The organism is uncultured Marinobacter sp., assembly GCF_947259545.1.
Lineage (GTDB): Bacteria > Pseudomonadota > Gammaproteobacteria > Pseudomonadales > Oleiphilaceae > Marinobacter.
Map to the genome: position 1 here is coordinate 93,451 of NZ_CAMYMK010000002.1, position 26,991 is coordinate 120,441.

At 57.3% G+C, this 26,991-nt stretch carries 22 protein-coding genes; 8 read left to right on the forward strand and 14 right to left on the reverse strand.

All coding sequences use genetic code 11. The features are described from left to right. The first annotated feature begins 2 nt into the window (after positions 1 to 2). The 5 genes from Q0Y21_RS00600 (at position 3) to Q0Y21_RS00620 (ending at position 4,375) form a co-directional block, all read left to right on the forward strand. Entirely contained in the window at positions 3 to 1,595 is a 1,593-nt protein-coding gene (locus Q0Y21_RS00600) for an isocitrate lyase (RefSeq protein WP_297790536.1), read from the forward strand. Positions 1,596 to 1,974: 379 nt separating this feature from the next. Then, entirely contained in the window at positions 1,975 to 2,766 is a 792-nt protein-coding gene (locus Q0Y21_RS00605) for a dentin sialophosphoprotein (RefSeq protein WP_297790538.1), read from the forward strand. A gap of 54 nt (positions 2,767 to 2,820) precedes the next feature. Continuing rightward, complete coding sequence (locus tag Q0Y21_RS00610) at positions 2,821 to 3,171, forward strand: hypothetical protein (protein ID WP_297790540.1); 351 nt, start codon at positions 2,821 to 2,823, stop codon at positions 3,169 to 3,171. 18 nt (positions 3,172 to 3,189) lie between these two features. Next, positions 3,190 to 3,882 carry a C39 family peptidase gene (locus Q0Y21_RS00615; protein WP_297790542.1) on the forward strand — a complete coding sequence of 231 codons (693 nt, stop codon included), beginning with the start codon at positions 3,190 to 3,192 and terminating at the stop codon, positions 3,880 to 3,882. Positions 3,883 to 4,021: 139 nt separating this feature from the next. Continuing rightward, entirely contained in the window at positions 4,022 to 4,375 is a 354-nt protein-coding gene (locus Q0Y21_RS00620) for a hypothetical protein (protein WP_297790544.1), read from the forward strand. A 5-nt stretch (positions 4,376 to 4,380) separates the two neighbouring features. Here Q0Y21_RS00620 and Q0Y21_RS00625 read toward each other — a convergent pair whose 3' ends face one another. Together Q0Y21_RS00625 and Q0Y21_RS00630 are read right to left on the reverse strand one after the other, a co-directional pair. Further along, a complete protein-coding gene (locus tag Q0Y21_RS00625) occupies positions 4,381 to 5,442 on the reverse strand; it encodes a transporter (protein WP_297790546.1) in 1,062 nt (353 codons plus the stop codon). 19 nt (positions 5,443 to 5,461) lie between these two features. After that, a complete protein-coding gene (locus Q0Y21_RS00630) occupies positions 5,462 to 6,841 on the reverse strand; it encodes a sigma-54 dependent transcriptional regulator (RefSeq protein WP_297790548.1) in 1,380 nt (459 codons plus the stop codon). A gap of 255 nt (positions 6,842 to 7,096) precedes the next feature. Here Q0Y21_RS00630 and Q0Y21_RS00635 point away from each other — a divergent pair, with 255 nt between their 5' ends. The 3 genes from Q0Y21_RS00635 (at position 7,097) to Q0Y21_RS00645 (ending at position 11,117) form a co-directional block, all read left to right on the forward strand. Continuing rightward, positions 7,097 to 8,908, forward strand: a complete 1,812-nt coding sequence (locus tag Q0Y21_RS00635; protein WP_297790550.1) for an SLC13 family permease — start codon at positions 7,097 to 7,099, stop codon at positions 8,906 to 8,908. Positions 8,909 to 9,017: 109 nt separating this feature from the next. After that, positions 9,018 to 10,349, forward strand: a complete 1,332-nt coding sequence (gene senA / locus Q0Y21_RS00640) for a selenoneine synthase SenA (protein ID WP_297790552.1) — start codon at positions 9,018 to 9,020, stop codon at positions 10,347 to 10,349. Between the two features lie 24 nt (positions 10,350 to 10,373). Beyond that, a complete protein-coding gene (locus Q0Y21_RS00645) occupies positions 10,374 to 11,117 on the forward strand; it encodes a putative 4-mercaptohistidine N1-methyltransferase (protein WP_297790554.1) in 744 nt (247 codons plus the stop codon). An 80-nt stretch (positions 11,118 to 11,197) separates the two neighbouring features. On the opposite strand, the gene Q0Y21_RS00650 is transcribed toward Q0Y21_RS00645, so the two are convergent. The 12 genes from Q0Y21_RS00650 to accC form a co-directional block, all read right to left on the reverse strand. Then, positions 11,198 to 13,204 carry a hypothetical protein gene (locus Q0Y21_RS00650; RefSeq protein ID WP_297790556.1) on the reverse strand — a complete coding sequence of 669 codons (2,007 nt, stop codon included), beginning with the start codon at positions 13,202 to 13,204 and terminating at the stop codon, positions 11,198 to 11,200. A gap of 93 nt (positions 13,205 to 13,297) precedes the next feature. Continuing rightward, positions 13,298 to 13,939 carry a methyltransferase domain-containing protein gene (locus tag Q0Y21_RS00655; RefSeq protein WP_297790558.1) on the reverse strand — a complete coding sequence of 214 codons (642 nt, stop codon included), beginning with the start codon at positions 13,937 to 13,939 and terminating at the stop codon, positions 13,298 to 13,300. Continuing rightward, positions 13,939 to 15,510: a cation:proton antiporter family protein gene (locus Q0Y21_RS00660; protein ID WP_297790560.1), complete on the reverse strand. Its 1,572-nt coding sequence runs from the start codon at positions 15,508 to 15,510 to the stop codon at positions 13,939 to 13,941. Before Q0Y21_RS00660 ends, Q0Y21_RS00655 begins: the two co-directional genes overlap by 1 nt. Before the next feature lie 17 nt (positions 15,511 to 15,527). Further along, positions 15,528 to 16,460: an alpha/beta fold hydrolase gene (locus Q0Y21_RS00665; protein ID WP_297790561.1), complete on the reverse strand. Its 933-nt coding sequence runs from the start codon at positions 16,458 to 16,460 to the stop codon at positions 15,528 to 15,530. A 100-nt stretch (positions 16,461 to 16,560) separates the two neighbouring features. Then, positions 16,561 to 18,702, reverse strand: coding sequence for a TonB-dependent receptor (locus Q0Y21_RS00670; protein WP_297790563.1), 2,142 nt, complete (start codon positions 18,700 to 18,702; stop codon positions 16,561 to 16,563). Between the two features lie 207 nt (positions 18,703 to 18,909). Next, on the reverse strand, positions 18,910 to 20,196 hold the full coding sequence (gene purD / locus Q0Y21_RS00675) for a phosphoribosylamine--glycine ligase (protein ID WP_297790565.1): 1,287 nt from the start codon (positions 20,194 to 20,196) through the stop codon (positions 18,910 to 18,912). Positions 20,197 to 20,218: 22 nt separating this feature from the next. Then, positions 20,219 to 21,799 carry a bifunctional phosphoribosylaminoimidazolecarboxamide formyltransferase/IMP cyclohydrolase gene (gene purH / locus Q0Y21_RS00680; protein WP_297790567.1) on the reverse strand — a complete coding sequence of 527 codons (1,581 nt, stop codon included), beginning with the start codon at positions 21,797 to 21,799 and terminating at the stop codon, positions 20,219 to 20,221. Between the two features lie 89 nt (positions 21,800 to 21,888). Next, positions 21,889 to 22,206, reverse strand: coding sequence for a DNA-binding transcriptional regulator Fis (fis, locus tag Q0Y21_RS00685; RefSeq protein WP_297790569.1), 318 nt, complete (start codon positions 22,204 to 22,206; stop codon positions 21,889 to 21,891). Further along, entirely contained in the window at positions 22,203 to 23,198 is a 996-nt protein-coding gene (dusB, locus tag Q0Y21_RS00690; protein ID WP_297792447.1) for a tRNA dihydrouridine synthase DusB, read from the reverse strand. The genes fis and dusB overlap by 4 nt, the downstream gene beginning before the upstream one ends. 218 nt (positions 23,199 to 23,416) lie before the next feature. Continuing rightward, positions 23,417 to 24,676 carry a DUF3426 domain-containing protein gene (locus Q0Y21_RS00695; RefSeq protein ID WP_297790571.1) on the reverse strand — a complete coding sequence of 420 codons (1,260 nt, stop codon included), beginning with the start codon at positions 24,674 to 24,676 and terminating at the stop codon, positions 23,417 to 23,419. 62 nt (positions 24,677 to 24,738) lie between these two features. Further along, entirely contained in the window at positions 24,739 to 25,635 is an 897-nt protein-coding gene (gene prmA / locus Q0Y21_RS00700) for a 50S ribosomal protein L11 methyltransferase (protein ID WP_297790573.1), read from the reverse strand. A gap of 7 nt (positions 25,636 to 25,642) precedes the next feature. Then, positions 25,643 to 26,989, reverse strand: coding sequence for an acetyl-CoA carboxylase biotin carboxylase subunit (gene accC, locus Q0Y21_RS00705; RefSeq protein WP_297790575.1), 1,347 nt, complete (start codon positions 26,987 to 26,989; stop codon positions 25,643 to 25,645). Between the last annotated feature and the right edge of the window lie 2 nt (positions 26,990 to 26,991).

Consider the following 26,991-nt stretch of genomic DNA (forward strand, 5'->3'; position numbering starts at 1 on the left):
TCATGCCATACGCAAAAGACGTTGACGCCATTGCTTCTATCCTGAAGCAAAACCCGACCTGGAACGCCATCAATCCGAAGCACGCAGCCCGCATGCGCGCTCAGAACAAGTTCAAGACCGGTCTGGATATCGCCAAGTACACCGCCAAGATCATGCGCGAAGACATGGCGAACTACGACAACGACACTTCCCAGTACACCCAGTCTCTGGGCTGCTGGCACGGCTTCATTGGCCAGCAGAAGATGCTGTCCATCAAGAAGCACTTCGGTACCACCAAGCGTCGTTACCTGTACCTGTCTGGCTGGATGGTTGCTGCCCTGCGCTCCGAGTTCGGTCCGCTGCCTGACCAGTCCATGCACGAGAAGACCGCTGTATCTGGTCTGATCGAAGAGCTGTACACCTTCCTGCGTCAGGCGGATGCCTGGGAACTGAACCACCTGTTCCGTGCTCTGGAAGAAGCTGAGAACGCCGGCGACACTGCCAAAGCTGAAGAGCTGATCAAGCAGATCGACAACCACGAAACTCACGTTGTGCCGATCATTGCTGACATCGACGCTGGTTTCGGTAACGCCGAAGCGACCTACCTGCTGGCCAAGCAGATGATTGAAGCGGGCGCTTGCTGTATCCAGATCGAGAACCAGGTTTCTGACGAGAAGCAGTGTGGCCACCAGGACGGTAAAGTAACCGTTCCTCACGCGGACTTCCTGTCCAAGATCAACGCCGTACGTCTGGCGTTCCTGGAACTGGGTGTGGACGACGGTGTTATCGTTGCCCGTACTGACTCCCTGGGCGCAGGCCTGACCCAGAAGATTGCGGTGACCAACGAGCCGGGTGATCTGGGTGACCAGTACAACAGCTTCATCGATGGCGAAGTTATCGAGAAGGCTGAAGACATCAACAACGGCGACGTTGTTATCAAGCAGAAGGGCCAGCTGGTTCGTCCGAAGCGTCTGGCTTCTGGCCTGTTCCAGTTCAAGCCGGGCACCGGCGAGGACCGTGTGGTTCTGGACTGTATCACCAGCCTGCAGAACGGCGCTGACCTGCTGTGGATCGAAACCGAGAAGCCGCACGTTGGCCAGATTGCTTCCATGGTTAACCGCATCAAGGAAGTGGTACCCGACGCCAAGCTGGTTTACAACAACAGCCCGTCCTTCAACTGGACTCTGAACTTCCGTCAGCAGGTATTCGACGCATGGCAGGAAGAAGGCAAGGATGTATCTGCCTACGACCGCGCCAAGCTGATGAGCGAAGAGTACGACAACACCGAGCTGGGTCAGCTGGCAGACGAGTGGTGCCGTAACTTCCAGCGTGACGGTTCACGCGAAGCAGGTATCTTCCACCACCTGATCACGCTGCCGACGTACCACACTGCAGCCCTGTCCACCGACAACCTGGCCAAAGGCTACTTCGGTGACGAAGGCATGCTGGCCTACGTAGCAGGCGTTCAGCGTAAGGAAATCCGTCAGGGTATCGCCACCGTTAAGCACCAGGATATGGCTGGTTCCAACATCGGTGACGACCACAAAGAGTTCTTCGCAGGTGATGCGGCTCTGAAAGCTGGTGGTAAAGACAACACCATGAACCAGTTCGGTTAATCGAACGGTCAGGTGTCTGTCGGCCGGGGGAAAAAGTCCCTGGCTGAATCCCAAAACCCCGCCCTGGTGCGGGGTTTTGTTTTTTTAACACTGATCGTTTTCTCTATATTTCTGAATTTCCTGCATAAACTATCCGCATTGAGCGCATGCGCCGTAAATGCTGTTTCAGTGTTGAAACAGTTTTAATAACCAGTCATTGCTTAAAGCCCCACCTTAATTCAGTAAAAGCCCTTTTAAAACAGCACGTTAAATTTTATTAAGAAAAGCTGGCACGGTAATCGCTGAGGTATAGGGGCGGGTCTGACCATGTGTTGACGGTAGTCAGTTCAGGTGGAGCGGATCCTTTCGAAGCTGAAACCATGGATAAGGAAGGTATGTCATGAAAACCAGAAAGAGCTTGCTAGCGATTGCTATTGCTATGGGACTCGGGCTGTATGGAACCGCCGTGGCCGATCAGGGCGGCGATGGCAGCCCGAACACCAACGCTGATGATGGAAGCTTTGCCGCCAACGTTGCCGATAGTGCGAATGACAATTCGGACAACTCAACCAATGTGGACGTTGCGGACAGCGGCAATGACAACTCCACGGATAGTTCAGACAACAGCACCAATGTGGCTGATAGCGCCAACGACAATTCGGACAATAGCACTGATGTGGACGTCGCAGACAGCGGCAATGACAACTCCACTGATAACTCAAACAACAGCACCAACGTTTCGGATAGCGCGAACGATAACGACGATAACAGCACTAATGTGACTGATTCGTTCAAGATCAAGGACAGCGGTAACGACGAGTCGGACAACAGCACCAATGTTGATGTTGCTGACAGCGGTAATGACAACTCCGATAACAGCATCAACGATTCGTTCAAGATTGCGGACAGTGGTAATGACAATTCGGACAACTCCGATAACAGCACTACCGACCTGGATCTGCATGTGTTCCTGAACGAAGCCGATCTGGATGGTACTGTTTCAGGTGTTGCGACTGTCAACGCCCTTGACGGTGATAAGGGTGGTATGGCCGCAGTGACCAACCACAATGAGATTTCCGGTGGTTCTGCAAACTACACCGGTGTAGGGGCCTTTGCCCAGAGTGCTGGCACAGGCAATGTCACACAGGCGAACGTCAGTGTGATGTCCAACCTGAGTACCAGTGGCAACTGATGGTAACTGGCCGCACCCATACCGGGTGCGGCCCCGTTACCCGGGAGAACGAACATGGGTAATGTCATCAGATGCAAACTGGGCGCTGCCCTGTTGATGCTGGCGTTGGGATGGGGAGTGCAAGCCCAGGCTGAGGACTGGTTGGCGGGCGAAACTCTCTCTGCTGATCAGTTGTCGGATGCCAGCGGGCGTCAGGGTATTCCGTTGCAATGGCAGATCAACGATACCCAGCAGAATGCCGCAGTTTCCGACAACCTGCTGTCAGGTCATGTGGTTACGGGGGATAACATTATCTCGGACCATGCATTTGACAATATGAATGGGGTTGCCACGGTGATCCAGAATACCGGGAACCAGGTGGTCATTCAGGACAGCACCCAGATCAACGTAATGATTAACCATTAAACAGGAAGGAGGTGGGTCATGGCTGCACGCACGCTGACAATCTTGTGTGTGGGAGTCGGGCTGCTGTGGTCCACCGCATTTGCCGGTTCTGTAATGGTGCCGGGCATCGGCGGTGATGTAAGCGTCAGTGTCACAAACTATCAGGAGCGGCGGTTTTCCACTATTTTGCGGCAACAGTACGATTTCAGCTGTGGTTCGGCTGCACTCGCCTCGTTGTTGTCCTACCACTATAGCCACAGGGTATCGGAACAGGATGTTTTCTTTTCCATGCTGAAACTGGCAGACGAGGAAAAGGTCCGCCAGGAAGGGTTTTCGATGTTGGATATGAAGCGGTTTCTGGAATCCGAGGGCTATCGGGCCGATGGCTTTCGCATGCCGTTGTCAGGGCTCAAGGAAAAAGTGCGTCTACCCACCATTGTGCTGCTCAATCTGGACGGCTTCAGGCACTTTGTCGTGATCAAGGGGATCAGTGATACCGAGGTGCTGGTGGGTGACCCGGCCCGCGGGCTGAAAGTCTACTCGTATCGACAGTTCGAGGAGTACTGGGATGGAACAGCCTTCGTCATCCGGAGCCATCTCCAGCAAGGCCGGGAGTCGTTCCTGGGGGATGGCAATTGGCCACAGGTCGCCCGGGCTCCCCTGCAAAAGGGGCAGGGTGATACGTCGCTGGGGCATACATTGCCTTATTGGCCTTCGTCTAGGGAGTGGTGACATCATGAAATCGGGAAGATTATTGATCGTGGCTGCACTGGCATGTTTACTCTGGAATCCGACACTCCGGGCCGAACTTGTGTTACCTGTCACCCCTCTGGCTGACCCCGAATTGGCCAAACTGAGGGGGGGATTTGAAATGGGCAATCTGGAGATCGCTATTGGTCTGGAGCAGATCGTGTCAGTGAATGGCGATACTCTGGTGGTGAACCGATTGACCATTCCCAACCTGAATCAGGCCGTCCGTGATGGTACCGTGGAGCACCATATGGAGACTGTATTGCAGGTGGCAGGGCCGGACCAGAAAATCGGTTCACGGGTGTCAGGCGACCTGAGTGATTCTTCCGGTTGGATGACCCTCATCCAGAATAACCTGGACCAGACCATGATCCAGAATGTTCAGCACCTCAATATCGAATTGAACAATGTCGGTAACGGTACGCAGCTGCCGAACAGTCTGAATGACCACCTGATGCAGTTCCTGGGGCGCTGAGTTAGTCAGAGGCTAATGGGTAGTTTCAGGGTGATCTCGCTATTGGGTGCGTTGTCGGTCACCCCGACGCTGACCGTAAGGCTCAGACTGGTGCTGTTACTGAGGCGCTGGGAAAGTCCAAAGGACAGGGAGCCGACCTGAATCCGGCTAAAACTCGCGTCCAGCAGGTTGTTGTTGTCCTGCTCAAAGGTTGTTTCGCGGATGACCGAGTGATCATAGCCAAGACTGAACGAGGTTCTCTCGTTAAATGCGAATCCCATACCGAAACCGAAGCGTACGACATCGCCGGGATCCACCTCACCTCCATTCTCGATGCCCTGGTCTTCCTCTACAGTCCAGACATAGCTTAGATTGCCAAACAACACGGCGGGATCACTGGGATAAATAAAGGAGAATCCGGGCTCAACAGACCAGAACCCGGACCCCGTGGGGCGCTCTCTGAGCTCGATGCCAATCGGGTTACCTTCGCTATCCTCAATCACCCGCTGCTCCACATCATAGGGGCCTTCCCCTGTCGGCGGTTTTACCCGGAGTACACTGATGATATAGGGCATGCCATCAAGCCCATCGTTCAGTTGGTAACGGAGCGAGAGCTCCACGTCCCCCAAGCCTCTTCCGGTAGACTCCCTGACAGTATCCACCGGCGTACCCTGGAACGCCTGCCGTTCTCGCAAGTCCTCATTGATGCTCAGATGAGGAACACGCAATGCAGCTTCAAACCTGCTGGTGAAGCCATACTTCAGCGACAGCGCAGTGACGAAAATATCCCGCTGGATCTCGGAAATATTAATCAGTCCGACCAGCAGGGCGGGTATAACGGTGAAACCCTCTATCGCAACGACCGTTGAGTTGCTGTGAGCGTGGGAAAACGAGGGTTCAAGGGTCAGCCGACCGGGCCGGGTAACAATCCCCCGATCCGACGTGATGGAGGCGATGTCCGTTGCGAAGTCGCCGGCAGTCTCCGCCTCCCGGCTCTGGCCATAGTCGTCGTACTCCGGCTCAGCGATAGCGCTGAGCGGGAGAACTAACGTGGTCAGTAACAGAGGGGTTATATGACTGTTGGCCATTTTTACTGCTCCCTGTTAATTAATGATGGTTCCTCAATGGCTTATCCTGGCGGGGTTGATTGTGTGGGCCATATTTATCCATTAATCGATAAAAGGACACCCGTGAGATATTGAGAATCCGTGCGGCCGCGGATACGTTCTGGTGGGAAAGCTCGAGGCTGCAAGTCAGCGCCTGTCGATCGGCCCTTGCGCGGAAGGCTTCAAGGCTGAGGCCAGACTTCCCCGGCGAGGATGCAGTGAGTTCAGCCAGGCCCAGATCTGCCGGCTCGATCATGGCCGACTCACTGAGCAGCATCGCCTGGCGCAGCCGGTTTTGTAACTCGCGCAGGTTCCCGGGCCAGTCATGCAGCGCGAGGCTCTGCATAGCCTGGTTGCTGAGTTTGCGGACTCCGAATGCTGTATGGATATTGGCCAGGAGTTTGTTGGCAACGATCGGAATGTCCTCGGGCCTGTCACGCAAGGCCGGAAGTTGCACCTCCAGGCTGCCTAACCGATAGTAGACGTCGCTCCGGAATTCTTCCGTCTCCACCAGTTTCTTCAGGGGGCGGGAGCTGGTAGCGATAACCCTTACGTCCACCTTCCTGGACTGGCTACCCCCGATTCTCTCGATCTGGCCGTCCTGCAGGAACCGTAGAATGGCGGATTGCTGCTCGGGCACCAGTTCATCGATTCCCGACAGGAGCAGGGTGCCCCCATCTGCTGATTCCAGACGACCACGGCGACTGTCAAGCGCATGAGTAAAAGCGCCTTTCTCATAACCGAACAGCTCGCTTTGAGTCAGGGAGACTGGCAACGCTGCGCAATTGACGGTGACCATTGGGTGCGTACTGCGGGACGAGTGGGCATGGATGAAACGGGCTGCGGTATCTTTGCCAGTACCGTTTTCTCCGAAAATCAGTACGGGCTCCTGGGTCTTGGCAAATCGCCGAAGCATGGCCCGGACCTGCCGGATGGCCTGGGATGCGCCTTCCAGTGCGGCCTCCCGATAACTATCTTGGGGTTCGGCGCCGGACTGACGTTGCAGTTGGGCCATGCCCCACAGGTGCCCAATGACCGTATTCAAGCGATCTGGGTCCAGGGGCAGGGTATGATAATCGGTGCAGTGCCGGGAAATGAGTGTTCCCGGTGGTGTGTTCTGGTGGGGAGGGGACGGCAATATACCGACCCAGTAAGGGATCTGGAAAGCTTCAATCCACTGGTCCAGATAGGGCGTGCCCTGATCCGGATAGGTGCTCAGGTCCAGCACCCCAACCCTGGTCTTACCGGCGCCGGCAAGACCAAATGGGGGTGGCTCGGTCAGATCAAAAGGATGTATGTTCCATTGTGATAGAAGTGCTGGATTGAGAGGCTTGTCGGCGCTGGTAGCTGACAGCCAGACAAGCGGTCGTTTTTCCTGCATGGCGGATCTCCTGGAAATGGCGTTCTTGAAAACGGACACCACGACCTTCAGTAACGTGTTAACTGCTGCTGGGACTGCCAAACGCGGCCACTGCCCTGTGACTGGTTACAACCGGAAGAGCGGGTAAAAGAGGCCTTGCCATGACAACATTCATGTAATGTGCCAGATGATAGAGCCCGCGTATTTTCAGTGAGTTGAAATGGACTGAAGGATTGAGACGCGAAAACCTGTAAATTTTGCCGACAGGGGGATTGGGTGAGTACGGAACAGGGGTTGGTGTTTGGCATCCTGATAGCCACTCTGGGTTTGTTCATCTGGAACAGACTGCGTTTTGACGTTGTCTCGATGTTGGCCCTGTTAGCAATTGCTCTAACAGGGCTGGTACCTTCTGGCGAACTGTTTTCCGGTTTCGGTCATCCCGCTGTAGTGACGGTTGCCGCGGTGTTGGTGATCAGTCAGGGACTGGTCAATGGGGGATTGGTTGACAGTATTGCCCGCTTGCTTGGCCGGGTGGGCCATCGTCCTACCCTGCAGGTGTTGATGTTGACGGGGGTGGTTGCGCTCTGCTCCGGTTTTATCAACAACGTTGGTGCCCTCGCCCTACTGATGCCGGTAGCTGTGTGGATGTCGCGGGAAGCGGGCCGGTCGCCCTCCCTGCTGCTGATGCCCCTGGCCTTTGGTTCCCTGTTGGGAGGCACCATGACGCTGATCGGGACGCCGCCCAATATCATCATCGCCAGTTACCGTGAGGCCGGCTCCTTCGGATTGTTCGATTTCGCCCCCGTCGGCGCAGCAATCACGCTCGCCGGTATAGCGTTCATTACCCTGGCAGGCTGGCGCCTCACGCCTCAGCGGCAAGATAGTGAGGAGGAGGGGGGCAAGCTGTTCAGTGTCGGTGATTATGTCACCGAACTGCAGGTGCCCGAGGCATCGTCCTACGCTGGGGGCACCCTCCACAACCTGTTAACCGACGCTGACAGTGAGGAGGATGTGGTCGTTCTTGCCCTGATCCGGGGAGAAAGCCGGTCATTGGCGCCATCCACCTATAAGGTCCTCAAAGAGGGTGATGTCCTGTTGGTGGAGGCCGACACGGAGAGCCTGCAGGAATTTCTGGATCACACGGGGCTCGCCCTTGCCAGTGCCAGTGACGACGAGGGTGATGAATCCGCGCAGGAAGAGTCCGCAGCCCGATCCCGCAAGGAACTGTCTGCCGGCGAAGTGCGGCTTATGGAGGTCGTGGTTACCCCCGAGTCAAGCCTGGTAGGGCAGACGGCCAACCGCCTTAACCTGAGGGAATACCACGGTGTTAACATTGTTGCACTGGCGCGTCAGGGGCACCGGTTAAAGCGTCGGCTGGGAGATGTGCATATTCAGGCCGGGGATATCCTGTTAGTGCAAGGGCACGAGGATTCCCTCAGCGGGACCCTGCAGCGATTGGGATGCCTACCATTGGCTGAGCGCGGGCTCAGGCTGGGGCGGGATCGCAATGCGCCGTTGGCCGGTGGCCTGTTCATCGCTGCCATCGTCACTATTGTCGCCGGTTGGCTGTCACCACCGGTGGCACTGGTCGGCTGTGCATTGTCGATGGTGCTGACGGGCCTGCTTAGCGCCCCTGACGCCTACAAGGCCATCGATTGGTCAGTCATCGTTCTGCTTGCCGCAATGATTCCGGTTGGTCAGGCGCTGGAAACCACCGGCGGTGCCGAGCTGATTGCCACGCAGGTGCTGGCGCTGAGTGAAGGGCTGGCACCGGCCGTTGTACTTACGGTGGTATTGGTGGGCACCATGCTGCTGTCCAACGTGGTTAATAACGCGGCTGCGGCGATCCTTGTGGCACCTATTGCACTCAGCCTGTCGGCGGAGCTGGGCATGGCCTCCGACGCGGTGTTGATGGCTGTTGCCGTGGGAGCATCCTGTGCATTCCTGACGCCCATCGGCCATCAGTCCAATGCGCTGGTTATGGAGCCGGGAGGGTACCGGTTCGGAGACTATTGGCGTCTGGGGCTACCCATGTCAGTTCTGGTGACAGTAGTGGCCGTGCCCATGATCATGCTGGTCTGGGGGTAGGTCAGCCACGGACTGGCAAGAAACATGGTAAAAATTCAACGTCCGGACACTCATCCGGCGGGCAGTTTGTTATCGTACTATCAGACCGGCGTGTATGGAGAGCGAGAGCGTGGACAAAGCAACCCTGTTGGCCGAACTGGATCATACCCGACAACGTACACGGGCGCTGATTACCTCGTTGCCAGATGACATGCTTGATGTGCCCTATCACCCTGGCGTTAATCCCCCATTGTGGGAGATGGGGCATGCCGTTTTTTTCTACGAAGTGTTTGTGTTTAACCTGTTGGATGGAACGTCAAGCTATGATCCCTCCATGGATGACCTGTGGGATTCGTTCCATGTTGACCACAAGGATCGCTGGTGCCGGGAGCTGTTCCCTGGCCGTGAGGACACCCTGGCCTATTTCGATACCATCTATGATCGTCTGAAGGAGCGGATTAACAGTAAGCCGCTGACCGACGAGGAACTGTATCTGTACCGTTACGCCATCTTCCACCAGAACATGCATATCGAGTCATTGATTTGGTGCCGACAGACAGTGGGGTATCCCGCACCTCCCGACCATAATCCTGAACGCGTTGCGCCCGGCGACCGGGTTGACGGCGATGTCACCATCCCGGCAGGTCGATGGGTGATCGGGATGCCCGGCGAGTCCCCGGAATACGCTACCAATGATTTTGCATTTGATAATGAGAAGCCCGGTTTTGAGGTGGAGCTGGAGTCCTTCGCGATCTCCCGTCTACCGGTGTCCAATCGGGAGTTTCTCGATTTTGTCGAGGATGGTGGATACCGGCGCCCCGAACTCTGGTCCTTCGGGGGGCGCAAGTGGCTGCAGACCGAGATCGATGTTTCACTGGTCCATAACTGTGCCGGTCCGCTGATGCACCTGCCGAAACAGCCGCTCTACTGGCGCTGGCACGACAACCAATGGCAGGAGCGCCTTTTCGATGACTGGCAACCGCTGAACCTGGACGCTCCGGTGATCCATGTGAGCTACTGGGAAGCGGAAGCTTGGTGTCGTTGGGCTGGCCGGAGGCTGCCGACTGAATATGAGTGGGAAGTCGCAGCGTTGGGTAACCGGCCTGGTGAGCCTTTCCGCCGATTCCCCTGGGGGAACGACCCGGTGGGCCCGGCACGTGCCGATATGAGTGGTCGCACCATGGCACAAAATCCGGTCTGGGATTACCCTGAGGGAGAGAGCCCGTTTGGTTGTCGCCAGATGATCGGTACTGTCTGGGAATGGACCAGTAGCCAGTTTTTCCCCTACGACGGCTTCAGGATCGATATGTACCCATTCATGTCGACACTGCAGTTCGGTGACCACAAGGTCACACGCGGTGGCAGCTGCGCCACGTCCGCCTCACTGATTCGGGGTACCTATCGGCAGGCGTATCTGCCCATGAGAAGCGACGTCTACACCGGGTTCCGCAGTTGTGCGTGACCGAAACACTGCTGAGGACCAACCATGAACGTGTACGAAACCGATGAACTGCTCAGTCAGTATTTGGGATTTCATTTCGGCGATCACTATTTTGGCGTGAGTAATTACCCCGCACGATGTGCCGGTATCTGTCAGGAAATGATGGCTGGGCGGGACAAGCGCAAAGCGCTGGATCTGGGGTGCGCCGTGGGCCGCACGGCCTTTGAACTGGGCCGGGTGTTTGAAGAGGTCGTGGGCATCGATCTTTCCAAGCGGTTTGTGGATGCCGCCCATCACCTCAAGCAACACGGTGAAATCGATTACTTCCGCCGGGATGAAGGTGAACTGGGTGAGCGAGTGACCATAAGCCTGGAAGAGCTGGGCCTGGCCAGGGCCGCCGAGCGGGTGTCGTTCGCCACGGAAGATGCCTGTCAGCTGTCGGCGGAACATCAGGATTATGACCTGATTTTTGCTGGTAACTTGATCGACCGGCTACAGGCCCCCGGATCGTTTCTTGCCGGCATCCACGAACGTCTTGCGATAGGAGGTACACTGGTTATCAGTTCCCCCTACACCCTGATGGAGGAATTCACACCCCGAAACAACTGGATTGGCGGTTTCGAACTGAACGGGCAACCGAGGAGTGTATTGGATGGCATGCGGGACATATTGTCCGATCATTTCGAGCTGATCCAGCCCCCGATGGATGTGACATTTGTGATCCGGGAAACCCGGCGCAAGTTTCAGCACACGATTGCCGAGCTGACGGCCTGGCGAAGAGTTCGCTGAGCCCGGGTATGATCTGATAACAGGTAGATTGCCAAGCAATGCGGGGGCGCCAAGTTCGCCCTCGCATTGCTTGGGAAGAATCAGGGTAGCTCGACCAAAACGACCAGTCCCAGTTCTTCGAAAGCTACTGGTCCCGTGCCGTCTGGATCAAAAGACGTACGTAGCACGCCCAGGGACCCATCGTGGCTGATGAAGCCATCCATGGTGGTTACACCGTCTCCACCACTGGCCTGGGACGCGCTCATGCTGAGTGCTCCGCCACCGGTGACGCTGACATCCAGAGTATTATCCAGCGCAAAGGTCTCTTTGCCCACTTCCGCGGCGAGACCTCCACTTTTCACGACGGAGACATAATCGGCCGTAATCTCCGCCGCTGTTTCGTTGGTGAAGGTCACGGTGGAGTCAAAGCCCGTGTTGTTGAGGAAAATGCTGCCATTGTCCCTGAAGGTCACCGACAGCAAAAATACCCGGTAGGTGCGGTCGGTCAGGCTCGGTGCCGAGCCGTCTGGTAGTTTGACCATCAGGGTATGCTGGATATCTGCGAAGTCAGTGCCATCGTTGGGGTTGGCCCCGTCGAAATCCGGTACAGCCAGGAAGTCGAAGGTATCGTTGATAAAGCCATTGGCTGGCCCTCCGATATCGCTGATGGTGCCATCAGCCTCCAAAGTGATAGATCCTGATCCACCATCAGGGGTGCTGGACAGTGTGGTAGTGCCGCCGGTGGCGTCGCGGTTGATTTCAAGAAGACTGCCACCGCTCAGGGTAAAGTTACCGGCACCGTCAAAGTTGACCGTGCTTTGTTCGCTCTCGACACGAATGCCGGCGCCCTCTTCCAGGTAAGTGGACAGGCTGATCAAACCAAAATCACCACTCAGGTCGCTGTTTGTGGCGTTTTCTGGCAGGCGGGCAAAGTATTCCAGGGAGCGCATGACTTCGTCACCGTCCTTCTGATCCGGGTCGACGGCATCTTTCTCACCGTCTTCATCGGTGTCGATGGTGCGGTAGCGGACCGCGGCCTCCTGCGCAAGCAGGAAGAACAGGTTGTTCTCTGTGTTCTTCTGCAGCCGATAGGTCACGGGTGGGTGGCGGAAGCCGAAGTCGCCATCGATATCCTCTTCGAACTCGCCATCCAGCGTCAGCACGCCATTGCTGCTGTAGGTGCCGGTGAAGGACTCAGTCTCGTTATCCGCGAGTTCCGGGAAGTACTCCACCATCGCGCTGCCATCGTCGGCGCCGCCCAGGAAGGCGTAGGCCGAGGCATTGGCGCTCAGGGTCACGCCCACCTCGCCATCACCGTTGTCAGTAAAGGTGAAATCGTCACTGTATGTATCGGTGGCGAAGCTGCCAAAGCCCTGACCATCGGAATCGTGCAACTCCAGGTTCAGGGCAGAGCTGCGAAAATCGCCGGCGATTTCAGTGACGTCCCCTTCGGGTGTGGAAATGGAATCCACCTGGCCTTCGACGAAGTCACCGATTTCCTCATCCAGTTTGGCGAACATTGACGAAAGATCCGCCTCTGCGGTCAGGTCAAATTCATCCGCCTGGCCGCGCAACTTGACAACTTTATCGGTTTCCAGGCTGTCGAGATCGGCTCCCCTGTCGATAAATTTCTGCAGGACAAACTCCGATATCGGATCAATGTCCACCTCCTGGTCGACCACCTGGGAGCGTAATTGTTGGTTGTTGCTGCCGGTTATCCGCACAATGAGATTGCCGGCAAGGCTGGTACCATCGGGCACTGTCAGGGTGTAGTCGCCGGTGATGGAGGTGGTTGTCCGGGCCAGCACGTCACCGACCTGGTTACCGGCGTTATCAACACGGATGAGTTCGACATCCGCTCCGTCCACTGGCTCGAGTCCGGTGATGGCTGCAGCAGCGCCTGGAACAAAAAACGCAACCGCCACCTCAAGCGGAGACCTTGATTCCAGCTGGGCGACCATGCCGCCTGGCGCTGTTACTTTGCCGCCTACCTCTGTGCCTGTTGTGTCCGCCGTATCGTCGCTGCTGCTGGACGAATTACTGCAGCCGGTAACCGCCAGACTGGCCGTAATCGCCGATAACAATGCTAACCGTTTGAATGAATGCATTTCGATCACCCGTATCGATTTATTGGTGTTTGCCGGGTGACTATTGCAAAAGCAAGGCGAGGCAAAATCCCCTAAATAGGGTATTCGTCGGATTCAGTCCCGTTGGGTGAAGACCGCTGTCTGAGTTGGGTGGCCAAATTCCGGATGGCATTCCCCGATGCCGCCAAACTCCACCTGATAGCCATTGCGTTTTGCTACACCACTGGCCCAGCGACGAAACTTGCAGCGATCCCATTCGAACCGGTGGTCCTCCTCGCGAAATTGATCGGCCGCCAAACCAAACAGCGGGTTGTATTCACGATTAGGTGTGGTCATGAACAGGTAGCGTGGCCGGTATTCTCCAAAAACCACTGTTTCTACCCGGGAGAGTGCCCCGGGATGCACATGTTCAATGGTTTCCACCATGGCGGCTGCATCATATCCGGCCAGCGCCGGGTTACTCTCGGCATAGGAGCCGCGGATCAGCTGGATACGGGGGGCACTCTCGGAAAGGTAGGTGGCCAGGATCGTGCGGGCCTGTTGCAATGAAAGGCCGGAGTTTTCCAGTCCGGTTACTTCCTGAAATTGGGGGTCGGAAAGCAGTCGGTACAACAGGGAGCCAGAGCCACACCCGAGATCCAGCACACGGGTGGCTCCGGTTGCCTTGAGTGCCTGAAAGGCGAGGTCCAGACGTTGCTCGTGTAGGCAGGTCATCTGGGTCATCCGGCTGCCGCTGGACTTCGCTGGCGCCGACATCAGGACTCGGCTCTGTTGCTGTGCGGCGGCTTACTCTGCCGTTTTTTCAATTGGCTGGCCAGCGCCACGCCGGTTTCACTCATAGTGAGGTAGGCCTGGTCTGCGCCTGCCGCGCGGATCTGCTGGGCTTCATCCTCGTACAGAGTGTGAGCCACAATGTATCCGGAAAAGCCCTTCTTGCGGAGATTCCTGGCGGCAATGAGCTTGCCCTCTATATCACCCATAGTAAGGATAACTGCCTCAACAGCCGGCATATGGAGACCCTGCCAGAAGGAGATGTCCTCTGCGTCTGCGAAGACCACATTACGGTCGGCTTTCTGGTGCTGGGATACTTTAGCCGGGTCAGAGTCGAGCCCCATAACACGGGGTTCTTCGTCCGACAGGTGGTCGTAGGCTGCAGTGCCTGTCCGTCCCATCCCCATGATCAGTACTTTTGTGCTTCCCAGGGAGATCGGCTGTTCGTCCGGGTGATGGCGTCTGCCCTCGTAAGGCGTCAGGCGGGTATTGAAGCGCTCATAGAGCGTGTGGGCAAAGCGATTGACCGGCGCGGAAACAAGGAAGGAAATCGCGACCGTGAGGGCGAGTGGCACCAGCCACTCTGGCAGAGCGACACTGGCGACAATCAGTCCAAACTCGCTGTAATTGGTGAGCGACAGGGCGCTCAGAAAGCTGCTGCGGGCTCGCAGCCGGAAGGCGAGTAACAGAAAGAAGAACAGCGCGCCTTTTAACGGCAACACCAGTGATGCGATCAGAGCGAATAACAATGCGTTGCCGTCCGGCAGTCCCCCGATGCCGATCTGCAGGAAAAAACCGACCAGGAAAACTTCCTTGACGCTCCACAGGGACTTGGACAGCTCCTGGGAACGCGGGTGGTTGGCAAGCATGGCGCCAAACACCAGGGCCCCCAGTTCCGGGCTTAAGCCGACGGCCTCAAAACCAAGCCCTCCGAGGGCCAGGGCTAGCAACAGTCCCAGAAGGACCAGCAACTCGTCGTGGCCGCTGGCGTCCAAAAGCCGGAAAAGGAGGGGGCGGAGCAGGGGCAGGCCAAAGACCACGAGTGCCCATTGCGAAGGTGTCTGTCCAGCAGCCAGGCTCATGACGACCAGGGCGATCAGGTCCTGCATGATCAGGATGCCAATGGCGACACGGCCATGAAACGCCCGCAGTTCCCGTTTGCTTTCCAGAACCTTGGCAGCGAGTACGGTACTGGAAAAAGACAGGGCAATGGACAGTAACACGGCAGTCTGCCATGTCAGGTCCATCAACCAGTGCAGTCCTGGCGCAAACACAGCACAGGTGATCGCAAAGTGGAACAGGCTGCCGCCTATGACCTCGGTGCTGATGATGGAGCGCAGCTTGAGTTTGAGCCCCACGGTGAACAGCAACAACAGGACACCGAGATGAGCAATATGCTCCAGTGCGTTGGTCGCCTCCACCGTAATGTTAAGGGGGGCTGCCAGACCACTTAGCAAGAACCCGGCCGCCAGGTATCCGACCAAGGGCGGCAAACCAACGGTTTTCACCAATAGCCCCAGGCCAAAGGCGAATGTAATCCAGATAGCTTCGGGCATGGTGGTCTTCTGTTGGATCAATTACTGGATTGAATGAACTGTCGGAACAGTCTAGCGGATTCTTCCGGCACTTCTATCATGGGTGCATGGCCTACGCCATCCAATAGGACCTTTCGGGCATGGGGAATGCGCTCGACAAAAATATCGGAATTGCGATAATTGATTACGCGGTCTTTCTTTCCCCACACTACCAGTACCGGTGCCTCAATGCGCTCGATGTCGTTGCGGAAACCTGGTTCGTAGCCGCTGTCCCGAATGGCGGCGAAGATCACCTCATTGACTTCACGGTTGGCGATGGCTTTTTCTTCCATCACATCGAGGATCGGCCAGGGCGCAAATGGCCTTTTTTCCAGGGCAAAGTCCAGAAGCCGATCGAAATCCCCGGGCTTCTTGGGAATCAATGGGTTATCCCCTTCTGTCACCAGCTCCACGAGCTCACTGTCATACTCGAAGATTCCGGCCGGATCGAACAGGACTGCAGAACGGACCTGGCCGGGAAAGGTTGCGGCATAGAGGGCAGTGATGGCTCCCCCCATGGAGTTGCCCATCATGTGCGGCTGGTCGATGTCCAGCGCGGCTATAATGCGGGACACGTGCTGCACCTGATCCTCGAAACGGTAACCAAGGTCCAGTTCCTTACTGCTGTCACCGTGACCGGGTAGGTCGATGGCATAGACGTTGAAGTCGTCGGTCAGCTCTCCGGCAAAGCGGATCCAGTTGTCTTTATTGGCTCCAAAACCGTGTAATAGAACCACAGGAGTACCATTGGTGATCTTTTGATTTCGTAGATAGGCGATGTCCAGCTCACCAATCTGGATGCGGTCCTCCGTCAGCCCGGCGCGGGAACGTTCCCATTCGATGGCCGTCTCATAAATACTCTGACGGGAGCAGGCTGTCAGAAACAGGCTGATGAAAATCAGCAGGACAATGGGAAGTGAAGACCGGTGCATGCGCAGTTCCTTCTATCAAACTCGGGTTGCTAACAGTACCGCAAAAAAAAGCCCGGTCAATGACCGGGCGAAATACCTGAGTGGAGACGTGAGGCTGGGCTCAGAAACTGACGCTCACGCCCAGCGACGCTGTGCGCGGCAGGTTCGGCCGAGCGCCATCGGGCAGTCGTGACACAATGCTCCGTTCGTCGAGCAGGTTGTCTACCTTGAAGAAGACATCTGCGCTCGGTGTTAGGGCGTAGCGGCTGATATAGTCGACAACGAACAGGGACTCGGTTTCATCCAGGCTGGTGGATGTGTTGTTGCAGCCTGCGCTGACACACATCTCATCCAGATAACTGGCCACCAGGTAGTTGTCCCAGCCATTCTGATGCTCAAGACCTACCCGCAGGCTCAGCTGGTTCTCGGGTACGTCCTTGAGTTGCTCACCCTTCTGCAGGCCCGATGCAGCATTATCTTTACTGATTTCCGCCTGTGTGTACGTGTAGGTGAAGTTGACGGGCACATAGAACTCACCGGCCCGGGTTCCGGTCTCCAGTTGGAATTCGACACCGGCAATCTCCGCCTCACCCGTTACAAAGCTGCCTGACGTGGCGCCATTGCTACAGGGGGAGCCCACAGAACAGTTCTCTGCTTTGTTGGAGAAGTCGCTGTAGAAGCCGATCATCTCTGCAAAGAATGCCTCGCCAAAGTAGCGGGCACCGAGCTCATAGTTGTCACTGGTTTCCGGATCTTCATTTTCTTTAGCGCCGCCACCAAGGGGGGAGAAGCCGCGATGCACGCCACCGAGTACCTGCCAGCTTTGGGACAGATCGTAGGTGAAGGAAGCGCCTGGCAGAAGCTCGCTGCTGTTGTTGCTGCGGGTACCGTCTACGGTCGTGCGCCCTGCGTCGGCGTACTGAGTGCGGCTGGTTTCCACGTCCTCGTAGCGGAGGGCGAAGTTCAGGGCGAGCCTGTCGGTAGCCTGCCAGCTGTCAAGAATCCAGAGGCTCAGGGCCTCGCCGGTCTCGAAGCGGTTATTGCCACCGGTGGGAGCAACGGTGTTCTGGAACACGAGGGAGCCGTTGACCTGGTCGTAAACATCTACCGGCTGGAAGCGGTCCATTTCATCTTCGTGGTAACGGGCGCCGACGGAAACCCGGTGTGCGCCCAGGTCGATGTCGACGTTGGTCTGCAGACCTTCGGACACGTATTCACGGGCGTTGTTTTTGTAATCAAGTCCAGCGACGTCCACGTTACCGTCGAGAATGCCCTGAGCAATAGCGTCACCGGCGTTTGCCTGATCGACGAAGGTTCCGCCACCGCTGAGTTTGAACCAGTTTCTCTCGAACTCGTTGCGGTAGAGGGTGGTGGTACTGCTCAGAGTGTCCGTCCAGGCAAATTGGTGGGTCAGGCTGAAGCCGTAATGTTCGTTGTTCATCTGATCGATGCTGGACAGGCCATAGCGGCGATCAGGGTCCTGGTCAAAGTCTGCATCGGTGAGGCCAAGGTAGCTGGCATTGGAAGTCTCCTCGGAGTACTGCAGTTTGGCGATTACGCTCTGGCGTTCACCCTGCCAACGGACCTTGCCAACATAGTCCTCGATATCGAAACCGGTATCGCGGTTGCTGCTATCAATATTCTTGAAACCCTGTCCAGAGCGCTGCACGGTCTCCAGCAGGTATCCCCAATCGCCAGCTACATCACCGAAGCTTGCATGAACGTCTGTGGAGCCTCGCTCATTGGTAACGGCTTCCAGCTGCCCCTGACGCTTTTCGGGAATTGGCGTTGAAATCAGGTTAACGACACCGCCCGTGGTTTGCGGGCCATGACGCAGCAGGGGGGCGCCCTTGAGCACTTCAACTGAGGACATGCGCTTCATTGTCGGGAAGTAGTACGCAGCGGGATTGGAGTAGGGCGCCGGAGCGATCAGGATACCGTCCTCCATCAGTGTCACGTTGCTGCTGCGCTCGGCAGTGGCTCCGCGAATACCTATATTGGGACGCAGGCCATAGCCTTCTTCCTCACGCACGTATACACCCGGGACGGTTTTCAGCACCTGGTGGATGTCAGTGACGACCTCAACCTCCATCTGTTCCTCACCGACAACGTAGCCGGATCCCGGCAGTGTCTGGGCCGCGGATGCCTCACCAATGATTTCCATGGGCTGAAGGGCTTTGGGCTCTTCATTATTTGCCGCCCAGCTGGCGCCGGGAGCAAGGCAAACTGCCACTGCTAGTGACAAGGGGGAGTGCTTGAACATGCAGTTGATCTCCATTCGTATGTGGATATGAGTATTAAAATAATAATCATTTGCAACAATGTCGGCGGGAGATTACGGGGGTTTAATGACAGAGTCAACTGGGAGTATGGGCCAGATGCGCGGAGGGGGCCCGGAGTGAGTCGGGGGTGTAGAAGGAAACAATCCCCGGGGAGGCCGGGGATTGTGGAGAGGTAGTCTGGATCGGTCTCAGTCGGTTTCCCGGGCGATGGCCCGGAATGCTATATCCTTGCGATAGAACGCCCCATTCCATTGGATCTGTGAGGCCAGTTCGTAGGCACGCTGTTGGGCTTCGGTGACGGTATTGCCCAGTGCCGTTGCACAGAGCACTCGTCCGCCGTTGGTGACCACCTGGTCTCCGTTTAGCCGAGTCCCGGCGTGGAATACTTTTTCGCCTTCGGTTTCGGTTTCCGGCAGGCCGGAGATAGCGTCGCCCTTGTTGTAACTGCCAGGATAGCCACCGGCCGCCAGTACAATGCCGACAGAGGCGCGGTCATCCCATTCGGAGTCACACTGTTCCAGTTTGCCATCAATGGCGGCACCACACAGTTCCACCAGATCGGACTTCATGCGCAACATGATCGGCTGGGTTTCCGGGTCGCCGAAGCGGCAGTTGAACTCAATCACCTTGGGGGAGCCGGAGCTGTCGATCATCAGGCCGGCGTACAGGAAGCCCTTGTACGGGTGGCCTTCGGCCGCCATGCCACGCACGGTCGGGTAGATCACCTCATCCATAATGCGCTGATGAATATCCGCCGTCACCACCGGAGCCGGTGAGTAGGCGCCCATGCCACCGGTATTGGGTCCGGTGTCTCCGTCGCCAACCCGTTTGTGATCCTGGGAAGTAGCCATGGGCAGGACGTGTTCGCCGTCCACCATGACGATGAAGCTGGCTTCCTCGCCGTCCAGGAATTCCTCGATGACAACCCGGCTACCGGCGTCACCGAAGGCATTGCCGGCGAGCATGTCACGGATGGCGTCTTCCGCTTCTTTCAGGGTCATGGCCACAATCACGCCCTTGCCTGCCGCCAGGCCGTCGGCCTTGACCACAATGGGAGCGCCTTGTTCGCGTACATAGGCGAGGGCGTCGTCAACATCGGTAAAGTTGGCGTAAGCGGCGGTGGGAATGTTCTGGCGTGCCAGGAAGTCCTTGGTGAAGGCCTTGGAGCCCTCCAGCTGTGCCGCCCCGGCACTGGGGCCAAAGACCCGAAGGCCGCGTGCTTCAAACTTGTCGACGATACCGGCGACCAGAGGGGCCTCCGGACCGACAATGGTCAGGCCCACGTTGTTGGCGGCAGCAAAATCCGCCAGACCGTCCAGGTCCATAACGTCGATGTTGATGTTCTCCAGGCCCGGTTCCCGGGCGGTGCCGGCGTTGCCTGGGGCCACGAAGACCCGGTCAGCATCCGCAGACTGGGCGGCTTTCCAGGCCAGTGCGTGTTCACGGCCGCCGGCGCCAATAACAAGAATATTCATAGTCGTTTTCCTGTTTGTCGGATTAATGCCGGAAATGGCGCATGCCGGTGAACACCATGGCAATGCCATGTTCGTTAGCGGCGTCGATCACTTCCTGGTCGCGCATGGAGCCACCGGGCTGGATCACGGCGGTAATGCCGGCTTGTGCGGCAGCGTCGATGCCATCCCGGAACGGGAAGAAGGCATCGGAAGCCATAACGGAACCTTTCACTTCCAGGTTTTCATCGGCGGCCTTGATGCCGGCAATTTTCGCGCTGTAGACGCGGCTCATCTGGCCAGCGCCGACACCGATGGTGCGACCGGCCCTGGCGTAGACAATGGCGTTGGATTTGACGTACTTGGCCACTTCCCAGGCGAACAGCAGGTCGTTCAGTTCCTGCTCGGAAGGCTGACGCTCAGTCACTACCTTAACGTCTTCCATGGCCACCATGCCCAGATCCCGGTCCTGGACCAGCAGGCCGCCGGTGACGCGCTTGTAGTCCATGGATTTGGCGCGCTCGTCATCAAGTTCGCCGCAGGCCAGCAGGCGCACGTTTTTCTTTGCTGCAACCAGTTCTACCGCTTCCGGGGCGATAGTCGGGGCAATGATTACTTCCACGAACTGCCGGTCAATAATGGCCTTGGCGGTATCAGCATCCAGTTCCCGGTTAAACGCGATGATGCCGCCAAAGGCAGATGTGGGGTCGGTGGCAAAGGCCAGATCATAGGCCTGACCAATGTCGGTACCAATGGCAACCCCACAGGGGTTCGCGTGCTTGACGATAACGCAGGCGGGATCCGCGAAGGGTTTCACGCATTCCAGTGCCGCATCGGTGTCAGCCACATTGTTGTAGGACAGTTCTTTGCCCTGAAGCTGCTTGGCGGTGGCAACGCAGGCCTCCTTCGGACTACGCTCAGCGTAGAAGGCGGCGCGCTGGTGGGGGTTTTCCCCATAACGCATGTCCTGAACCTTTACATACTGGGCGTTGAAGGTGCGGGGGAAGTCAGCGTTGTCATTGTCCGGGGTGCGCCCGCCAAGGTAGTTGGCGATGGCACCGTCGTAGCCGGCGGTGTGCTCGAAGGCTTTGACCGCCAGGTCGAAGCGGGTGTTGTAGGTCAGTTGACCATCGTTTTCTTCCAGCTCTGCCAGCACCCGGCTGTAGTCCGATGCATTGACCACGATGGCCACATCGTTGTGATTCTTGGCGGCGGCACGCACCATGGTCGGGCCACCGATATCGATGTTTTCGATCGCGGTGGGCAGGTCACAGTCCGGATTGGCCACGGTGTCTTCGAACGGATAGAGGTTCACCACCACCATATCAATGGGGTTAATGCCGTGTTCGCCCATAATGCTGTCATCGGTTCCCCGCCGACCGAGAATGCCGCCATGGATTTTCGGGTGCAGGGTTTTCACCCGGCCGTCCATCATTTCCGGGAAGCCGGTGTAATCGGACACCTCGGTGACCGGAATGTTGTTTTCCTTCAGAAGGCGAAAAGTACCACCGGTGGAGAGCAGTTCAATACCGCGCTCGGTCAGGGCACGGCCGAAGTCGACAATGCCGGATTTGTCACTGACGCTGATCAGCGCGCGACGGACGGGAGTGTTAGCCTGGTTTGCCATGGGTTGGTCACATTCTTTAGCTGGGGATGAACGAATAAGGGCCTCGCGAATGGTGTCCGGGAGGCCCTCGTTTCAATCGGGTAGCTGGATTATAGCAGACCGTATTGCTTAAGCTTCTTGCGCAGGGTGCCGCGATTCAGGCCAAGCATGGTGGAGGCCTTGGTCTGGTTGTTGCGGGTGTACTTCATCACCTGCTCCAACAGGGGCGCCTCCACTTCGGACAGCACCAGCTGATACACCTCTGTGACGGGTGCTCCGTCCAGCTGGGCAAAGTAGTTTTTCAGGGCAACTTCTACGCTGTCACGCAGGGTGACGCTGTTGCCGCTGCTGTTCACCGTCTGCAACTGATGAATGTCATCGTTGGCCGATGTGCTCAGGTTGTCGTTTGCCAAAGTCTCAGCGGTCATGCTGCGAATACCTCTCCATTTCGTAAGCCTGCAAAGTACTGTTGAATGCTGTCTCTTTGCTCCGCCGCCTCGTCCAGGGCGTTGAAGCGTTTGCGGAACTGTTTGCTCTCGTCGTGTGACTGCAGGTACCAGCCCACGTGCTTTCTGGCTATGCGCACACCCATGAAGTCCCCATAAAACTGGTGCAGGGCATCCAGGTGCTGTGTCAGGATCTCTTCTACCTCGGCCAGCGGAGGCGCCGCCAGGTGTTTTCCGGTCTCCAGGAAATGCAGGATTTCCCGGAAGATCCAGGGCCGGCCCTGAGCTGCCCGGCCAATCAACAGACCGTCGGCGCCGGTGTGCTGGAGTACCAGTTTTGCCTTCTCCGGGGACGTGATATCGCCGTTGGCAAACACCGGAATGCTGACGCGGGATTTTACTTCCGCAATGGTGTCGTACTCGGCGTCACCTTTGTAAGCGTCCTTACGAGTGCGGCCGTGAACCGCCAGTGCCTGTATGCCTGCATCTTCTGCCATGCGCGCGATCAGGGGCGCGTTACGATGGTCCCGGTCCCAGCCAGTCCTCATCTTCAGGGTGACGGGGATATCCACGGCGGCGACGACGGCCTCCAGAATCTCTCTGACTAGACTTTCGTCCTTCATCAGCGCGGAACCCGCTGCCTTGTTACAGACTTTCTTGGCGGGGCAACCCATGTTGATATCAATGATCTGGGCCCCGTACTCGGCATTCAGTTTCGCGGCGTGGGCCAGCATCTCGGGGTCGCCGCCGGCAATCTGGACCGACCTGGGTTCCGGTTCGCCGGCATGGTCCATGCGGGTCCTGGATTTACGCGTGTGCCAGAGCTTGCTGTCCGCTATGACCATTTCCGATACGGCCAGCCCGGCTCCCATGTTCCGGCACAGCAGACGGAACGGGCGGTCCGTCACACCCGCCATGGGTGCAACAATCAGCGGGTTGGGCAAGGTGTACGGCCCGATTTTTGCCGTTGGCAGCATGATCTGAGTCCGTGTCACAGCGGTTTAAGCAAGGGTCGGAATGGAACGATTGCTCAATAAGTGACCGATCCTGATCCGAAGGGCGGTAATGATACCGCCGGGACGCCGGTGATTGAAGGGGCAAAGGGGTGAAAAAATTGATTATTTTTCGTGCTTTCTGGTTGACTTTTAGTCTGTTCGATGGCGTCTGCCGTGGTTAACGAGTGAATGTTGGCTTACTCGGGGTTGTAGGCCCGAAAGGCAATGTTGTAGTTCACCGCATCCCTGCCCGGATCCCGGATATTGATCGCAATTCGCACCGGCGTGTCCGTTGGCATGGCTGACAATTCATGACCTTCGCCGGCGATGTATTCATCCGGAGTGAACACGCTTTGAGCAACCACGTCTCCGTTCAGGTTGGAGAAGGTGAGGGCAATGGCGGGGAAAGGTTGAGAAAACGTGGCCCGATTGATAATCACGGCTTCCACCAGCAGTTGGCTGCGGTTGTCGGGATTGGTTCGAACCACCAGTTTGCGACTCTGGATGGCATCGACGTCAATCAGAGGCTTGAGTTCACAGCCGGCCAGTTCGCAGCCTCTTTCGTAAAAAGGCCTCAATTCAGGGATTGAGGACAGACGGTCAAACTGGAACCAGGCAACCTGAGCCACCAATACGCCCATCAGTGCCAATACCACCAGGCTCCATGCTATCGTACGCACGCGTCCACCGGAGCTGCGATGAACGGAGACGGGTTCCCGCCGGAGGTCGCTGTAGGGATGGTGGGATGTCAGCGGCTCCTCCGTGTCGGCTTCATCTATTACGGGGCTTTCGACAGCCACTGTCTCTCGATGGTCCCTTGTGGGCTCGAGGCTGAGGTCGAGGGCGGTATCGGTCGGAGTAGCCGGCGCATCTTCGGATGGCGTCTGATCTTCCTGGGACTCACTGCCCGCACCGGGCGGGACGGAAGGCTCGATTTCCGGTTGCGGCTCGTCATCGGGTTCTGCCAGTGGCTCAGGCTCACGGGTGGCTGACAAACCGCTGTGTCCTCCGCTGATGTCATCGTCGACAAGCATGGCTTCGGCCCAGCTCTCATCGATATCATCGTCGGTACGATTGTCCTCGGCATCAAATTCCGATTTGGCTTCTTTGTCAACGGACCGAAAGCTGTCACTGAGCTCATCGTCGGAGAAGGTCATCCGGGAGCCGGCGTATCGTCCTTCTTCTGCATCCTCTTCAGGATTGTCGGCGAAGACAAAATCATCGTCTGCAGAGAAGCCGCTGGCGGAGCTGGCCGGTTCTGTATCCGGCGAAGCAGGCGGAGTGGGTTGCGACGGTGTCGTTGACGCAGCGGGTTTTACCTGGTGCTCCACTGCGTTGAAGACTTCCATGCAGTTTCCGCAGCGCACTTTGCCTCTGGCAATGCTGAGTTGCTCATCCGTTACCCGGAACCGGGTATCGCAATTGGGGCACTGTGTCTGCAGGCTGCTTTGGGTCATGCTTCGTTCCTGTAAGCGACTTCGCTACGAGTCACGGAGTTTAGTCGTTCACAATGGATTCGTCACCTGTCGCTACGTCGTCCTGTGAGGCGTATCCACTCTTCCTGTTGTTCGGGCTCATCCATCACAAACCAGGGTTCATAGGCCTCCATGACCTCGCGTGCCTGGTTGGCCAGAATCCCGGAGAGCACCAGGTCGCCGCCGGGTTTGACCCGGGCGGCCAGATGCGGCGCAAGGCCGATCAGCGGTTGGGCCAGGATGTTGGCCAGCATGATATCCGCTTTGGTATCGGGTTCATGCTCGGGCAGGTACAGGTCCAGGCGACGGTTTTCGACGCCGTTACGCTGAGAGTTGTCGCGGCTGGCTTCCAGCGCCTGTGGGTCTGTATCCACGCCAATAACGTGATCAGCGCCCAGTAACAACGCTGCCAGGCCGAGAATGCCGGAGCCGCAACCGTAATCGATTACCTGTTTATCCTGCACGTCCTGGCCGTCCAGCCACTGCAGGCAAAGGGCGGTGGTAGGATGGGTGCCGGTGCCAAAAGCCAGACCGGGGTCGAGCATCAGGTTGGCCGCGTCAGGGTCGGGAGCGTCGTGCCAGCTGGGGACAATCCACAGCCGTTCGCCGAACTGCAAAGGTTGAAAGTCGTCCATCCAGGCACGCTCCCAGTCCTTGTCTTCCACCAGGGACACGGCAATCTCTGGCAGGGATTGCTGGGTCTGCTGATGCCAGGCATCGCTGACCGCAGCGCACAGCTGGTCGATGTCCCGTTCCGAGTCGAACAGGCCGGTGACGCTGGTCTGGTGCCATAGTGGGGTGGTGCCGGGGTCGGGCTCGTATAGCGGCTGGTCAGCTGCGTCTTCCATGGAGACGGCTTCGGCACCCATCTCCATGAGCAGATCTTCCAGCTGATCCGCGTTGTCCGGATCAGCTGGGATCTGTAGTTGTATCCAAGGCATGTTTGGTTCAATCCCGCATCAGTTTTTCCAGGTAATGGATGGTGAAGTCTACCTGTTTAAAGCCACCATCGCGTACCAGTTTTCTATGCAGGGGTTGATTGGTCTTGATGCCTTCGACAACCAGCTCATCCAGGGCGTTCTTCATGCGCCGACGAGCAATCTCTCGGTCATCGCCCCAGGTGATCAGCTTGGCCACCAGGGAATCGTAGTACGGGGGTACCGTGTATCCGCTGTACAGGTGCGAATCGACCCGGATGCCGTTGCCGCCGGGGGCATGGAAATGCTTGACCTTGCCCGGACTGGGTACGAACGTCTTGGGATCTTCGGCGTTGATCCGGCATTCCAGAGCGTGGCCGGAAATGCGGATATCGTCCTGGGTGTATTGCAGTGGCAGGCCGCTGGCAACGCGGAGCTGTTCGCGCACAATATCCACGCCGGTGACCATCTCGGAAACAGGATGCTCCACCTGCACCCGCGTGTTCATCTCGATGAAATAGAACTCACCGTCCTGATACAGGAATTCGAAGGTACCGGCACCGACGTAGCCGATTTCCTTGCAGGCGTCGACGCAGGCCTTGAGCGTGCGCTCGCGGGATTCCGGGTTGATATTCGGAGCCGGCGCCTCTTCAATCACTTTCTGGTTGCGGCGCTGCATGGAGCAGTCGCGGTCACCCAGGTGGATGCAGTTGCCGTGCATGTCAGCCAGCACCTGAACTTCGACGTGCCGTGGATGCTCCAGGAACTTTTCGAGGTAGACCGTCGGGTCGCCAAAAGCATTGCGGGCTTCGCTTTGGGTAATCTGAACACCCTTTAGCAGTGCCGCTTCCGAGTGAACCACCTGCATGCCACGGCCACCGCCACCGGACGCGGCCTTGATCATCACCGGATAGCCGATCTCACGGGCAATGTGCAGGGTGCGCTCCTCGTCGTCGGTCAGTGGACCATCGGAACCGGGAACCGTGGGAACACCCGCCTTGATCATTGCATTAATGGCGGACACCTTGTTGCCCATGAGGCGAATGGTTTCTGCTCTGGGGCCGATGAAGCGGAAGCCGCTTTTTTCCACCTGTTCGGCGAAATCGGCGTTCTCGGCGAGGAAGCCGTAGCCAGGGTGAATGCCGACAGAGTCGGTCACTTCCGCCGCGCTGATAATGGTGGGGATGTTGAGGTAGCTGTCCGTCGCGCTGTTTGGGCCGATACACACGGATTCATCCGCGAGGCGTACATGCATCAGGTCACGGTCGACTTGTGAGTGGATGGCGACCGTCTTGATGCCCAACTCTTTACAGGCGCGCAGAATGCGGAGTGCAATCTCTCCCCGGTTTGCGATCAGAACTTTTTCTAACATAGCCATGA